Source organism: Paratissierella segnis (assembly GCF_014385195.1).
Lineage (GTDB): Bacteria > Bacillota > Clostridia > Tissierellales > Tissierellaceae > Paratissierella > Paratissierella segnis.
On sequence record NZ_JACRTG010000008.1, the window covers coordinates 112213 to 126461 of the forward strand.

General features: G+C 35.5%; 14 protein-coding genes. 13 read left to right on the forward strand and 1 reads right to left on the reverse strand.

Annotated features, from left to right (window positions below):
• Positions 1-4 precede the first annotated feature (4 nt).
• The 4 genes from H8707_RS03030 to H8707_RS03045 are packed head-to-tail and all read left to right on the forward strand — an operon-like array spanning position 5 to position 3285.
• Positions 5-214: a hypothetical protein gene (locus tag H8707_RS03030; protein WP_262428679.1), complete on the forward strand. Its 210-nt coding sequence runs from the start codon at positions 5-7 to the stop codon at positions 212-214.
• Positions 211-1683 (forward strand): sodium:solute symporter family protein, encoded by a 1473-nt coding sequence (locus tag H8707_RS03035; RefSeq protein WP_262428680.1) that lies wholly within the window; start codon positions 211-213, stop codon positions 1681-1683. The genes H8707_RS03030 and H8707_RS03035 overlap by 4 nt, the downstream gene beginning before the upstream one ends.
• Positions 1684-1685: 2 nt before the next feature.
• Complete coding sequence (locus H8707_RS03040; RefSeq protein ID WP_262428681.1) at positions 1686-2390, forward strand: dihydroorotate dehydrogenase electron transfer subunit; 705 nt, start codon at positions 1686-1688, stop codon at positions 2388-2390.
• Entirely contained in the window at positions 2383-3285 is a 903-nt protein-coding gene (locus tag H8707_RS03045) for a dihydroorotate dehydrogenase (RefSeq protein ID WP_262428682.1), read from the forward strand. The genes H8707_RS03040 and H8707_RS03045 overlap by 8 nt, the downstream gene beginning before the upstream one ends.
• Before the next feature lie 104 nt (positions 3286-3389).
• Here H8707_RS03045 and H8707_RS03050 read toward each other — a convergent pair whose 3' ends face one another.
• Positions 3390-3641: a hypothetical protein gene (locus H8707_RS03050; protein ID WP_262428683.1), complete on the reverse strand. Its 252-nt coding sequence runs from the start codon at positions 3639-3641 to the stop codon at positions 3390-3392.
• 220 nt (positions 3642-3861) lie between these two features.
• Here H8707_RS03050 and H8707_RS03055 point away from each other — a divergent pair, with 220 nt between their 5' ends.
• The 9 genes from H8707_RS03055 to H8707_RS03095 all read left to right on the forward strand — a co-directional run bounded on the left by H8707_RS03055 (position 3862) and on the right by H8707_RS03095 (position 14211).
• A complete protein-coding gene (locus H8707_RS03055) occupies positions 3862-4077 on the forward strand; it encodes a heavy-metal-associated domain-containing protein (protein ID WP_262428684.1) in 216 nt (71 codons plus the stop codon).
• A 23-nt stretch (positions 4078-4100) separates the two neighbouring features.
• The gene (locus H8707_RS03060) at positions 4101-5987 is read left to right on the forward strand and encodes a heavy metal translocating P-type ATPase (protein ID WP_262428685.1); all 1887 of its coding nucleotides are present in this window, start codon (positions 4101-4103) and stop codon (positions 5985-5987) included.
• A gap of 320 nt (positions 5988-6307) precedes the next feature.
• On the forward strand, positions 6308-6991 hold the full coding sequence (locus H8707_RS03065; RefSeq protein WP_262428686.1) for a Crp/Fnr family transcriptional regulator: 684 nt from the start codon (positions 6308-6310) through the stop codon (positions 6989-6991).
• 111 nt (positions 6992-7102) lie between these two features.
• Positions 7103-8290 carry an anaerobic nitric oxide reductase flavorubredoxin gene (locus H8707_RS03070; RefSeq protein ID WP_262428687.1) on the forward strand — a complete coding sequence of 396 codons (1188 nt, stop codon included), beginning with the start codon at positions 7103-7105 and terminating at the stop codon, positions 8288-8290.
• A 211-nt stretch (positions 8291-8501) separates the two neighbouring features.
• The gene (locus tag H8707_RS03075) at positions 8502-9461 is read left to right on the forward strand and encodes a sugar ABC transporter substrate-binding protein (RefSeq protein WP_262428688.1); all 960 of its coding nucleotides are present in this window, start codon (positions 8502-8504) and stop codon (positions 9459-9461) included.
• A gap of 87 nt (positions 9462-9548) precedes the next feature.
• Complete coding sequence (locus H8707_RS03080; RefSeq protein WP_262428689.1) at positions 9549-11066, forward strand: sugar ABC transporter ATP-binding protein; 1518 nt, start codon at positions 9549-9551, stop codon at positions 11064-11066.
• Between the two features lie 24 nt (positions 11067-11090).
• Positions 11091-12101 carry an ABC transporter permease gene (locus H8707_RS03085; RefSeq protein WP_262428766.1) on the forward strand — a complete coding sequence of 337 codons (1011 nt, stop codon included), beginning with the start codon at positions 11091-11093 and terminating at the stop codon, positions 12099-12101.
• A gap of 32 nt (positions 12102-12133) precedes the next feature.
• The gene (locus H8707_RS03090; protein ID WP_262428690.1) at positions 12134-13180 is read left to right on the forward strand and encodes a LacI family DNA-binding transcriptional regulator; all 1047 of its coding nucleotides are present in this window, start codon (positions 12134-12136) and stop codon (positions 13178-13180) included.
• Positions 13181-13197: 17 nt separating this feature from the next.
• Entirely contained in the window at positions 13198-14211 is a 1014-nt protein-coding gene (locus tag H8707_RS03095; protein WP_262428691.1) for a Gfo/Idh/MocA family oxidoreductase, read from the forward strand.
• The last annotated feature ends 38 nt before the right edge of the window (positions 14212-14249 follow it).

The window sequence follows — 14249 nt, forward strand, 5'->3', positions numbered from 1 at the left end:
CAAAATGAATCATAAATTAATTTTAAGCATTTTTGTAGTATTGTTATTGTTAGCAATAATTCCGTTTTCATTTACTGCCAGCCCGGAACCATATATATTTGGTTGGCTACCATTACCGCTATTATATTGGTGGAGCTTGATGGTTATAAATCTAATATTTGTACTATGGGTAGCAAAAAAATTCACTGAAAGTGCAAAGGAGGAAAAGAAATGAATACAGATCTACTTAGCTTTTTGATAATTGTAGCTTATTTGATAATGATGCTTGGTATTACCGTATGGCAAGGCAAAAGAGCTAAATCAAAAGACGCTACAGGTTTTTTCTTGGCAGGCAGAGGAGTAAGTTCTGTTTTGCTTCCGCTTACCATGATAGCAGCCATGCAAAGTACCTTTGCATTTTTAGGTGCTCCCGGAATGTATTATTCTCACGGGATATCATATATTGTTATAGTACTTAGTCAAGTTTGGGTTGCATTGATGGTAATTTATTTTGGAAATAAGATTAGAAAGCTTGCAAACAAATACAATTATATGTCAATTGGAGATTATTTTAAAGATAGATATGACTCCAATTACATCAAAGTATTGGCTTCAATAATATCTGTACTTATGACAATGGTATTCTTAGCTATGCAGTATGTAGGAAACGCAAGAGCAATGCAGGTAATTACAGGGAATGTAGTATCATATCAAGTTGCTATTATACTCTGTGTACTATTTTCACTAGCTTATGTATTGATAGGAGGAGCGGGGGGAGTAGTTTTACTGGATGCTATTCAGGCAATAGTTCTGATGGTAGGCATAGTATTAGCTGCATACGTAGCTATCTCACCTGCAGGGGGAATTGTAAATCTATTTAAAACAGCAATTGAAAAAACTCCGGAATTGCTCTCTAGACCGGGAGCACAAGGAATGTATACCAACAAATATTGGGTTATGCAATTTATAGTGCTTCCCTTTGGAATTTGGTTCTGTCCTCATATTTGGACTAGATCGTTAATGGCTAAGGATGAGAATGCACTGGCTAAATCAGCTATCAGCATTCCGGTATCTCAAATACTAATATTTGGGTTTTCAACATTATTTATAGGATTGGCAGGGCATCAGTTATTGACAGATGTACAGGCTGCTGATACTGTATTGCCGCTTATGATGAGAAATTATTCCAATTGGTTTGTAGCGGCCCTAATTATGGCGGCAGCTATATCAGCAGGTATGTCAACTATAAACTCAATGCTGTTGGTTAGTTCTCAGATTGTATCTCAGGATTTAATCCTATTAAAAAGTAAGGATAAGGTTTCTGATTCTAAAAATATGATTATATCAAGAATCGTAGTATTTGGATTAGCTATATTGGCGGCAATAATTGCACTTAAACCACCTGAATCATTAGTACAAGTTGTTCAGGATATAGCATATACGGGATTGGCACAATTAGCGCCTGCATTTATATTGGGATTATATTGGAAAGGCACAAGAAAAGAAGGCGCAGCTTTAGGAATGACAGTGGGAATTATACTATTATTTGCTATGAGGATAATGCAGGTAAGTCCTCTTGGATACCCTGGATTTATGTGGGCATTCTTCTTAAATATAATCATTACAGTTGTAGTATCATTGGCATTTAAATCTAAGGACAATACTATTGTTGAGGAAAAGTTTTTTTCAGAACTTAGGGGGTAAAAATGGGAAACATAATTTACAATAAAAGGTTGACAGATGAATATTATTTGATAAAGATTGAACATAAAAACAATGGGAAAATGGGGCAGTTTTGTATGTTAAGAGCATGGGATGATGATCCCTTATTATCCAGACCATTGAGCATCTATGACAGAGATGATTCATCTCTAACATTTCTATATAAGATAGTAGGCAAAGGTACAAAGATAATGTCTAAGCTTAGAGCAGGAGATGACATCATTTGCCATGGACCTTATGGAAGCAGCTTTCCCAAGGTAAAGGGAAAGATTGCTTTAGTAGCAGGTGGCGTCGGGATTGCCCCTATGTATCTTGCAGCAAAGGAATTGTCCAAAGACGAAGATAATATAATAGATATATATTTTAGCTTAAGAGGTGTGGAGATACTTCGAGAAGAGCTATCATCCGTATCAGACAATTTAATTCTAAAGACAAATGAAAGAGTAGTGAGCCTTGTAGACGCTGATAAATACGACTATATTTTCACCTGCGGACCAAAAAGCTTAATGAAAGATATATATACTAATGCAAAAGATAAAAAGGCTACAGTATATGCTTCCTTAGAAAATAGAATGGGTTGTGGCATAGGAATCTGCTATGTATGCACTTGCAAGACAAAAAACGGAAATAAGTTGACCTGCAAAGATGGTCCGGTTTTCTTAGGAAGCGAGGTATTTATAGATGACTAAATTGAATGTTAATTATAGCGGGGTTGATTTTAAAAATCCGGTAGTCTTGGCCTCGGGGACTTGCGGCTTCGGAACAGTATTAGATGATATATTTGATATAGAGAAATTAGGCGGGTTATCATCTAAGGGATTAACACTGAACAAAAGATCAGGCAATGAAGGCATAAGAATATGGGAGACCTCCTCAGGAATTATGAACAGTGTTGGATTGGAAAACCCCGGAATAGACGGATTTATTTCCGAATACTTGAGCTTTATAAATTCCAAGGATTTGGTCAATATTGTTAACCTAAGTGGACATTCATTTGACGATTATTTTCAAGGAATCGAAAAGCTCAATGACCAAAAACTTGATATAATTGAATTGAATATATCCTGTCCCAATGTAAAAGAAGGCGGAATGAACTTTGGTATAAAAACTGAAGTTGCAAGGCAATTGGTAAGAGAGGTTAGGAGGCTTTGCAAGCATAAGCTTGTAATCAAATTGTCCCCTAATGCTGAAGATATCGTTGATTTGGCTAGGATGTGCGAAGAAGAGGGTGCAGATGGCATTTCATTGGTAAATACATTTTTGGCAATGGCAATAGATATATATAGAAAAAAGCCAATTTTCGACAATGGTTATGCGGGACTTTCCGGCCCTGCAATAAAACCAATTGCCCTTAGAATGGTTCATCAGGTATCCAAAGCAGTTCAAATTCCGGTTATGGGACTAGGTGGAATTAGCACTTGGCAGGATGCTGTTGAATTTTTAATGGCCGGAGCCAGAGTTATCCAAGTAGGAACTGCAACATTTACAAATCCTAAGATTGCATTGAACATTATAGATGGTCTTGAGAAATATTTAGAGTCTCAAAATTTAGAATCAGTAGAAGATATTATTGGAATATTATAAATAAAAAGAATTATACGAAGAACTAAAGGCTGGAAGCGAAAATTTAATAAAAAACTCTTTTCGGTAAAAATAAAACCGGAAAGAGCTTTTTTATGTATTTTACTTTAATCTTTCTTATCATGTATTTTACTAAAATCTATATTATTTATAATCAATATCACCGAAAATACAATAATCAATAAAAAACCAACTAGTGATACAATATTAGCTAAATTCACTATAATTACACCTAAAACATGAGAACCATATCCGCCAGGAAACAATCCAAGTCTTGAGCGTTCAAATATGCCATGATTTAAAAATGCCAATATAAAACTTCCCAAAATACAAAATGATATTCTGATATTCTTTTCCATACGTATCAACTCCTTTAAAATACCGCATCATTCTCAATGCATATTATCTGTTATTATCTTATCATACAACCCTATGATTAACAATGAAGGGTTCAAAGAGCTTGTTTCTTCTCAGTTACAATTCACATAATAAAATTTTTAAATTTTGACCTAGGTCAATGTATATTAATCCAATATTCCCTATACTAAGATTAAGAAAATAAATATAGGAGGAATTAAAATGATTACAAAAATATATCAACTGGAAACATTGACTTGCCCAAGTTGTTCAGCAAAGATTCAAGGAATGTTAAAAAAGACCGACGGAGTAAAGGAATCAGAAGTCTTATTCAACAGTTCAAAGGTGAAGGTCACATTTGATGAAACAAAAATAGAATCTGAAACAATTAAAGGGAAAATCAACAAGCTAGGCTTTGATGTATTATCAGAAAAATAATTTTTAAAAGAGGGGGGTTAGTGATGCTTAAAATGACAAAAGGACATAGAGTTTTAATATCCGGTATATTGGTGGGGACTTCCTTTATATTAAAAGAAATTCTCGGATATGTTCCGATAACTAAAATTGTAATGATTTTATCTACGCTAATAGCCGGTGCCCCCATCTTTAAAAATGCTTACGAGGCAATTAAATACAAAATAGTTGGCATAGATGTACTTGTTACAATTGCAGTAACGGGGGCCATGTTTATCGGTGAGTTTTGGGAAGGCGCAGCAGTGACATTTCTTTTTATGTTAGGTGATTATCTGGAGTCAAGAACTATAGAAAAAACTCGATCATCTATAAAAGAGCTCCTAGACTTAGCACCTGATACAGCCAGAGTAATAAGAGATGGGATGGAAATAGAAATAAATCCTGATGAAGTATTGAAAGATGATTTAGTAATAGTTAAACCCGGTGAAAAGATATCAGTAGATGGAACAGTTATGGAAGGCAATGCTTATGTAAATCAAGCAGCAATTACAGGAGAATCCATTCCTGTAAATAAAAATTTAGAAACTTCTGTTTTTTCAGGTACAATCATAGAATCAGGGTATCTAATTATAAAGGCTGATAAAGTAGGGGAAGATACTACTTTTGCAAGAATACTCCAAATGGTAGAAGAAGCTCAAGACAAAAAGGCAAACACCCAAAAATTTCTAGAGAAATTCTCCAGATATTATACTCCCGGAATAATAATATTAGCAATAGTTTTATATTTGATAACCAAAGATATAGTATTGGCTTTAACTCTTTTAGTGATAGCTTGCCCCGGAGCATTGGTCATATCCACCCCAGTGTCAATAGTAGCGGGAATTGGTAATGGAGCAAAGCACGGAGTACTAATCAAAGGCGGAGAAATCATGGAAAAATTGGGTACGATTAAGGTTCTTGCCTTTGATAAAACCGGAACCTTAACAGTAGGAAAACCATCTATTACCCACATTGGGACAAATGACATAACAGAGAAAGAACTTTTAAGGCTTGCAGCTATAGGTGAATCCTACTCGGAACATCCATTGGGCAGAGCAATAATTCACAAAGCAGAGAAAGAAATAGGGGAAATAGATGCCGTACCGGAAGAAGCGGAGATTATCACAGGTCAAGGATTAAAGGCTGTAATAGAAGGAAAGACCTATCTAATAGGCAATAGGAAACTATTTTCAGCAAATGGAGTAGATATAAAAGCTTGGGAAGAATATTTAAAAAAAGAAGAAGATAAAGGTCAAACATCAGTTATAGTTGGTAACACCGAGAATGTTTTGGGTATAATCTCCATAGCCGATACCATTAGAGAAGATGCCAAAAAACTAATAACGAATTTAAAATCTCTTGGAGTCAAAAGAATAGTTATGTTGACAGGCGATAACAAGAGGGCAGCAAAGGCAATATCGGAAGAACTGGGTATAGACGAATACTTTGCTGAACTGTTACCGGAAGATAAGGTAAGACTCCTTGGTGAACTTCAAGACAAATATGGAACAACTGCAATGGTGGGAGACGGAGTAAATGATGCGCCTGCGCTGGCATCAGCTGATTTAGGAATAGCAATAGGTGGAATGGGTACAGATGTAGCCATGGAAACAGCGGATGTGGTATTGATGTCAGGGTCTATTAGAAAATTATCCCATGCAATAGGCTTAAGCAGAGCTACTGTCAGAAATATGAAACAAAATATCTATTTTGCAATATTAGTTGCAGCTTTATTGTTGATGGGAGTATTAGTTAAGACCGTAAATCTATCCTTTGGTATGTTGGTTCATGAACTTAGCGTACTCATTGTTATAATCAACGCAGTAAGACTTATTTCATATGGAGAAAAGATAGGAAAAACAAATCACAAATCACAGTTCACAATGCACAATTGAAAGAAAAGTGAAGAGCTAAGAACTAAGAGTGAAGAGTTGTTGAGGTCGAGCTTTAGGGCCTTTAACAGAGATTCTTCACTTCGTTCCAGAATGACTCCTGCAGTGATTATACGGCATTTATATACCCGAATTTACTGCTGATGTCATCCTGAGTTTAGCAGTATAAGCACTGCCTTCGAAGGATCTCCGGTTTTAAAGATAGGTAAAAAGTAAAAGGTAAGAGGTAAGAGGTAAGAGGTAAGAGGTAAAAGATGACACTTTCTGGGTCAGTTCATTTATAGAATATTTATGGCTTTGAGGAATTTTTAAGAGGTGAGGTTATGGGGCAAAGTAATTGCATGAAAGGGAATGAGAGGAACTGTATAGAATTGGTTCCCATATTCAGCAACTTAACACAGGAAGAAATGCTGGAAGTAGCGGCTATTACAAGCCAAAAGATTCTAGAAAAGGGCGAAATGATTTATAGAGCCGGAGAAAAACTAGACAGACTTTATGTAATTCACAGTGGAAAAGTAAAGATTGCAAGACTCAATGATAGCGGTAAAGAACAAGTTATCAGAATTCTAGGGCAAGGGGATTTTCTGGGAGAATTATCTCTATTTAGTCCCACGCCAATGACCGATTTTGGAGAGACATTGGAAAAGACCACCATGTGCATGATTGATGGAGCTCAGCTCAAATCGCTGATGTTAAAGTTTCCGGGGGTAGCCTTTAAGGTAATGGAAGAATTAAGCAGTAGGCTGGAAAAGGTTGAGAACTTAGTTGAAGATATCAGCCTTAATTCTGTAGAAAAAAGATTGGCAAATACACTCTTAAAGATGTCAAATGATAATAACGAAGTAGTACTAAAGATGAGCAAGAAGGATTTAGCATCCTATATTGGGATGAGTCAGGAGACGTTGAGTCGCAAGCTGTCATATTTTCAGGAAATAGGGCTAATTAAGCTTGTAGGGCATAGAAGGATAATATTGTTGGATAGAGAGGGTTTATCCGATTTTTATTAATCGTTATTTAGCAAGATTTCAGAGAGCAGTATTTTTCATTCTGGATATAACTTTATATTTAGAATAATAAGAATGATTAATATAAAATATTGAACTTTAGGGGGTATATTTATGAGTTTTAAAATTACGGATAAAGTAACTTGGGTTGGGAAAATTGACTGGGAGTTGAGACATTTCCATGGAGATGAGTATTCAACGGATAGAGGCTCTTCATACAATTCTTATCTGATTAAAGATGAAAAAACAGTTCTGGTAGATACCGTGTGGCAACCCTTTGGTCAAGAATTCATAGCAAATCTAAAAAAAGAAATAGACCTAAATGAAATTGACTATATAATAGCCCAACATAGTGAAGTTGACCATAGCGGTGCACTGCCTTTACTATTGAAGGAAATCCCGGGAACTCCGGTTTACTGTACATCCAATGGTAAAAAAATACTTCAAGGGCATTACCATGAAGATTGGAATTTTGTAGAGGTAAAGACAGGGGATACACTGGATATTGGAAAGTCTACACTTACATTTGTAGAAGCCAGAATGTTGCATTGGCCTGATAGCATGATGACCTATATGAGCGGAGAAAATATATTGTTTAGCAACGACGCCTTCGGTCAGCACTTAGCGTCAGAATTGATGTACAATGATTTAGTAGATCAATGTGAACTGTTTGAAGAAGCTATAAAATACTATGCAAATATACTTACCCCATTTAGTACATTAGTAACTAGGAAGATTGAAGAAATACTCAAACTCAAATTACCATTAAATATGATAGCAACATCTCATGGTGTAATATGGAGAGATAATCCTGTACAAATAGTTGAGAAATATTTAAAATGGGCAGATGCTTATCAAGAGGATCAAATTACATTAGTATATGATACGATGTGGAATGGCACCAGAAGAATGGCAGAGGCAATAGCGGAAGGAATAAAATCTGCAGACCATAATGCTACGGTCAAATTATATAATGCAGCCCATACTGATAAAAACGATATAATCACAGAATTGTTCAGATCTAAAGCATTTCTGTTTGGGTCGTCAACAGTAAACAAGGGGATAATGAATGCAACAGGCGGTCTTCTCGAAATGCTTAGGGGATTAGGGCTTAAAGACAAAAAAGCAGCTGCATTCGGCTCCTATGGTTGGTCAGGTGAAAGCGTAGATATTATAGAACAAAAGCTTAAGGATGCAAAATTTGAGATAGTGAAAGATGGAATTAAGGTACTATGGAATCCGGATGAAGATGCATTGAAAGAGTGCTTTGAATTTGGAAAGAGCTTTGCAGAAAAGTTATAATAGGCGAGGGGTCATATCCCTTGCTTTTGTTTTTTAAATAAATGTATTCGGTTGCAATAAGATTATAATAATATATCTAATTATACCATTGTATATTAACTATACATAATAATATTATTAAAAAATGAAAACGGTTGCAATTTATCTTTATAGATGATATTATATATTTAATGGAGATTAAATATCCTAAAAAATATAAGGGGGCAGCCAAATGAAAAAGAGGTATATAAGTATAGTACTTGTATTAGCATTACTGACAGTTGTTTTTACTGGATGTTCTAAAAATACCACTTCAACTTCAAATGGAGGAAAGAGTTTCAAAATTGGCTACAGCTGTAACAACTTCAATGACACATTTCAAACATACATAGTGGATGCAGCTAAGGCTTATGTTAATGACAACCCGGAATTGTCCATTGATGTCCAAGATGCACAAGAAGATGTTATCAAACAGCAGGACCAAATCAATGCTTTTATTGAACAAGGAGTTGATGCTCTAGTAGTAGTACCAGTAGATACCAGTGCAATGGATCCTATTACAGAAGCAGCAAAAAAGGAAAACATACCATTAGTATATGTAAACAGAAATCCATTTGGTGAAGATACAGTTCCTGAAAACGTTTACTATGTTGGATCCCAGGAAATAATTGCGGGTCAGCTTCAAATGGAGTTTGTTGGTGAGGAGCTTGGCGGCAAAGGAAATGTAGCGATATTAGTGGGTATTCTTAGTAATGAGGGAGCAGTAAAACGTACGGAAGGCAATGAATCTATAATCGAAGAGAAATATCCGGATATTAAAGTTTTGGCTAAAGAATCAGGAAACTGGCAACGAGATCAAGGTTTAACGATAACAGAAAACTGGCTAACGGCATATGGAAATGATCTAAATGCAATTCTTTCAAATAACGATGAAATGGCATTAGGAGCATTAAAAGCTTCTCGAGATGCAGGGCGTGATGACATAATAATAGTAGGAGTAGATGCAATACCTGATGCACTTGCTTCCATAGAAGAAGGAGGATTAACAGCTACCGTGCTTCAAGACGCAGTTGGTCAAGGGAAAGGAGCTCTTGAGGCTGCACACAAGGCTTTAAAAGGAGAATCTCAGGATAGCATTAATTGGGTACCGTTTAAGCTTATAACTACTGACAATTTAGATGAATATAAGTAATTAAGCTATAAATCTAGTAGTCACTTTAGTTAAAGTGACTACTAGATAAATTTGTAATATATGGGATTACATGGAGAGTGGGTTAATATGGAAAATAACGAATATTTGCTTCAAATGAAAGATATTAAAAAGAGATTTCCCGGTGTTATGGCTTTGAAAGGTGTAGATCTCAATGTAGGTTATGGTGAAATCCATGCACTGGTTGGAGAAAACGGTGCTGGAAAATCTACTTTAATGAAGTGTCTACTGGGAATTTACCCTCCGACATCTGGTGAGATATATTTTGATGGCAAATTAATTAAGAATTATAATGTAGCTGAGGCCTTGAAAATAGGAATTTCGATGATTCATCAGGAAATAAGCCCTATTTTGTATCGACCGATAATGGAGAATATATGGAGTGGAAGAGAACCCTTAACTAAATTTGGATTAGTCGACCATAAAAAAATGTATGAGTCGACTAAAAAACTCCTTGAAGAGATCGAGTTAGACGAAGATCCCATGAACATAGCAGCTAATCTTACTGTTGCAAAGTTACAGCTTATTGAAATTGCAAAAGCAATATCATATGACGCTAAGCTGATAATCATGGATGAACCGACTTCTGCACTTCCATCTAAAGAAGTAGAAGGGCTTTTTAAAATAATGAAAAAATTAAAATCAGAGGGAAGAAGTATAATATACATTTCCCACAAAATAGACGAGATTTATGCAATCACCGATAAAGTTTCAGTATTAAGAGATGGTGAATACATAGGCACAGAGGATACAAACAAGCTAAGTAAAGATAAATTGATTAAGATGATGGTTGGAAGAAATATTGATGATATGTTCCCAAAAACACCATGCGACATTAAAGATGTATATCTTGAAGTGAAAAATCTAAGTCATAGCAGATATTTTCAGGATATTTCATTTAATGTACGGAAAGGGGAAATTTTAGGCATAGCAGGTTTGGTAGGCTCGGGAAGAACTGAAATTATTGAAAGTATTTTTGGGATAAGAAATTTTGATTCAGGTGAAATATTTATTAATGGCGAGAAAGTAGAAATTAAAAGCCCTATTGATGCAATCGATAAGAAGATGGCATTTTTAACTGAAGATAGAAGGCAGACAGGAATTTTTCCCATGCTTGATGTAGAATTCAACCTTACTCTAGCTAATATATTGAAATATGTAAAGAAATCTAAATTAATTGACTACAAAAACTTAAAAGAGGACTGTAATAAATTTATTGATACAATTAGTATCAAGACTCCCAGTCCAAAACATAAGATTGAAAATTTATCCGGTGGTAATCAACAAAAAGTATTAGTTGCAAAATGGCTATTGACTGAACCGGATATATTGTTCCTTGATGAACCGACAAGAGGAATAGATGTCGGTGCTAAATCGGAAATTCATAAACTCATTAGCATGCTAGCCAGTCAGGGTAAATGTATAGTTATGGTTTCATCGGAATTGCCGGAGATAATAGGAATGAGTGATCGCATAATTGTAGTTCATGAAGGAAAGATAACAAGCATATTGGACAATAATGAAAACATAACTCAGGAATTAATAATGGAATATGCAACAGATACCTATAAGGAAAGGGTTAATTAAGTTAGGGGGAAGATTAAATTGACAATGAATAATGAAAGCGCAAGCCTTTCTGAAAATAGAGGAAGCAATTTAGCACAATTATTAAAGAAATATGGTATTGTGTTGGTACTCTTACTTATGATTGTTGTAATTAGCATACTTGAACCAGCTTTTTTGAGACCTAAAAATATATTCAACGTTCTTACTCAAGTTTCAATATTTGGAATTATGTCATTGGGATTAACTATAGTAATAATATCAAAAGGTATCGACCTTTCAGCAGGATCTGTTCTTGCCTTATCAGCAGTTTTGGCAGCAAGCGTTGGTCAAGCAGCAGATGCAACTGCAAAATACTTTCCGAATCTACCCGTGTTACCGATATTTGTTCCCATAGCAGTAGCACTTTTAGTAGGGTTGATATGTGGAGCTGTAAATGGATTATTAATAGCCAAAACAGGTATACCGGCTTTTATAGCAACTTTAGGTATGCAAACAGCTGCAAGAGGGTTTGCCCTAATCTATACACAAGGAAAACCAATAAGCAATTTGACTAAAAGTTTTACCAATATAGGGGGAAAAATATTTAGTGTAATACCCGTTCCGGTTGTGATATATGCTATTATGATAGGGATAACCTACATAATGCTCAACCATACAAGGTTTGGAAAGAACATATATGCCATAGGTGGCAATATAGATGCAGCGGAGGTATCGGGAATTGATGTTAAGAAAAATCTAATAATGATTTATGCTTATTGTGGATTATTAGCAGGCCTTGCTGCAGTGGTATTCGCAGGACGTACAGGTAGTGCTCACCCAGGTGCTGCAAGTGGATATGAGCTTACAGCTATTGCAGCGACAACGATTGGTGGGACTAGCCATTCAGGCGGCATTGGAACGATAAGAGGAGCTGTTATAGGAGCTCTCATACTTGGAGTGTTAAGAAATGGGCTTACCTTGCTTGGGGTTCCTGCATATTGGCAACAAGTGACAGAAGGCGTAATTATAGTCGTAGCTGTAATTATTGATATGAGAAAAAATAGGCAAAAGAAATAATTAAACATTATATTAGAAGCGATGGTGATAGAATGACGGTAACTATAAAAGATATAGCAAAGGTAGCGGGAGTAAGCAAGGCTACAGTATCCAGAAGTCTTAATGACAGTCCGCTAGTAGCCGAAACAACAAGGGAAAGAATAAAGGATTTAGCCGACACTATGGGATTTGAGTTTAATGCTAATGCAAGAAGTTTAAGCACTAGTAAGACGGGAACAGTAGGAATAATTTACCCGGAGCGGTTTGGAAAGTTTGGAGTAAGTTTATACTACAGCTCCTTGTTGAATCAGATTAGAGATTTCTTAGAAAAAGAAGAACTAGATAATATAGTTGCTTTTCCGAGAAATAGATATACAGGTGAGAGCAATATAAAAAGACTGATACAGAGTAAGAAAATTGATGGTCTTCTTATTATCCATCCAAACATAACCGATGTAGATCAAAAGATAATGAATTTTATTGAGATTTCAAAGATGCCCTATGTATTTCTTCATCATTATCCCAGCTTTTGTGATGTGGAGACGGTTGATGCCATTTACACTAATCATTTTGGAGGTGGATATGATGCTACGAAACATTTAATTGATCTTGGGCATAGAAATATCATATGTTTAACATCATACGGGGACTCCATGGAGTTCAGGCAAAGAACAGAAGGTTACAGAGCAGCTTTGATTGATAATAATATTGAGATAAATGAAGATTTTATATTTAGAGGTTATAGAGATATTGGCTCCGGATATAAGATGATAAAAGAAAATATGGATTTTATAGAGAAAAACAATATTACAGGAATGTTTTCACAGACGGATTTAATGGCAATTGGTGTGATGGAGGGGCTAAAGGAATTTGGCAAGAAAATTCCCGATGACTATTCTATAGTGGGGTATGACGATATAGAAATGGTTATGGATTTCAAACCGAATTTGACAACGATACATCAGCCAAGAGAAGAAATTGCAATTCTGACGTGTAATAGATTATTGGAATTAATCAATGGTGTAAAAAGCAATAAGAAAGTAAATATTAGTCTCAGTACCAAGCTCATTATACGGGAATCTACAAAGAAAATTGAATAATGATCCGGAGGTTGACCATGAGAAAGTTAAAAATGGGGATTGTAGGACTTGGGCGACTTGGGAAAAAACATGCTGAAAATATTGCCTTCAGAGTACCCAATGCAGAACTTCTTGCAGTATGCAGCATTAAAGAAGATGAAGTGGAAGAAGCTCAAAAAAATTGGGGAATTCCATTTGGCTATACAAATTTCAAAGAAATGCTAAATAACAAAGAATTAGAGGCCGCTTTCATTGCATCTTCATCAACCGAGCATAGTAAACAAATTGAATTGGCACTCAATGCCGGGCTTCACGTTTTTTCTGAAAAGCCGTTGGGAATTACCAGAGAAGAGGTTATTTACATTGCGGATATAATAAATAAACATAAGGACAAAAAATTCATGTTAGGATTTATGAGAAGGTTTGACCCATCTTATGTATATGCAAAAAAGAAATTGGACAATGGAGAAATAGGCAAACCTATTTATATAAGATGTTACAGCATAGATCCTATTAGTGCTATAGACGGTGCCATTGCTTTTTCTGAGAAAAGCGGTGGACTGTTTTTAGATATGATGATACATGATTTGGATTTGAGCAGATGGTTTTCAAATTCAGAAGCAAAAACAGTATTTGCTGTAGGGGATAATTATATATATCCTGAATTTGAGAAATATGACGATATTGACAATGGAGCTGCCATGATTCAGTTTAACAACGGAACAATTGCATCTTTCTTTGCCGGACGGACGAGTATTCATGGATATCATATCGAAACGGAGATAATTGGAACTAAAGGAACTCTAAGAATAGGTACAATTCCCGAAAAAAATCTTGTAACGATATTTAATGAAAATGGTGCAGTAAGGGAATGCCATGAGGGATTTCTTGAAAGATTTGAAGATGCATATTTAAATGAACTCCAAGAATTTGTTGATTGTGTATTGGAGGATAGAAAAACGCCTGTGGGAGCATTTGACGGATTGAAAGCAACGGAAATCGGTTATGCATGCAGGAAATCGTTTGCTACCAAACAAATTGTAATGTTATGAGGTTTAAGCGTGAATAGTGGTAAATGAATTTCAAAACT

Excerpts from the sequence above, each read along its gene's own strand:
- H8707_RS03030 (WP_262428679.1), top strand. The coding sequence starts at position 5 with ATGAATCATAAATTAATTTTAAGCATTTTTGTAGTATTGTTATTGTTA.
- H8707_RS03035 (WP_262428680.1), top strand. The coding sequence starts at position 211 with ATGAATACAGATCTACTTAGCTTTTTGATAATTGTAGCTTATTTGATA.
- H8707_RS03040 (WP_262428681.1), top strand. The coding sequence starts at position 1,686 with ATGGGAAACATAATTTACAATAAAAGGTTGACAGATGAATATTATTTG.
- H8707_RS03045 (WP_262428682.1), top strand. The coding sequence starts at position 2,383 with ATGACTAAATTGAATGTTAATTATAGCGGGGTTGATTTTAAAAATCCG.
- H8707_RS03050 (WP_262428683.1), bottom strand. The coding sequence starts at position 3,641 with ATGGAAAAGAATATCAGAATATCATTTTGTATTTTGGGAAGTTTTATA.
- H8707_RS03055 (WP_262428684.1), top strand. The coding sequence starts at position 3,862 with ATGATTACAAAAATATATCAACTGGAAACATTGACTTGCCCAAGTTGT.
- H8707_RS03060 (WP_262428685.1), top strand. The coding sequence starts at position 4,101 with ATGCTTAAAATGACAAAAGGACATAGAGTTTTAATATCCGGTATATTG.
- H8707_RS03065 (WP_262428686.1), top strand. The coding sequence starts at position 6,308 with ATGGGGCAAAGTAATTGCATGAAAGGGAATGAGAGGAACTGTATAGAA.
- H8707_RS03070 (WP_262428687.1), top strand. The coding sequence starts at position 7,103 with ATGAGTTTTAAAATTACGGATAAAGTAACTTGGGTTGGGAAAATTGAC.
- H8707_RS03075 (WP_262428688.1), top strand. The coding sequence starts at position 8,502 with ATGAAAAAGAGGTATATAAGTATAGTACTTGTATTAGCATTACTGACA.
- H8707_RS03080 (WP_262428689.1), top strand. The coding sequence starts at position 9,549 with ATGGAAAATAACGAATATTTGCTTCAAATGAAAGATATTAAAAAGAGA.
- H8707_RS03085 (WP_262428766.1), top strand. The coding sequence starts at position 11,091 with ATGAATAATGAAAGCGCAAGCCTTTCTGAAAATAGAGGAAGCAATTTA.
- H8707_RS03090 (WP_262428690.1), top strand. The coding sequence starts at position 12,134 with ATGACGGTAACTATAAAAGATATAGCAAAGGTAGCGGGAGTAAGCAAG.
- H8707_RS03095 (WP_262428691.1), top strand. The coding sequence starts at position 13,198 with ATGAGAAAGTTAAAAATGGGGATTGTAGGACTTGGGCGACTTGGGAAA.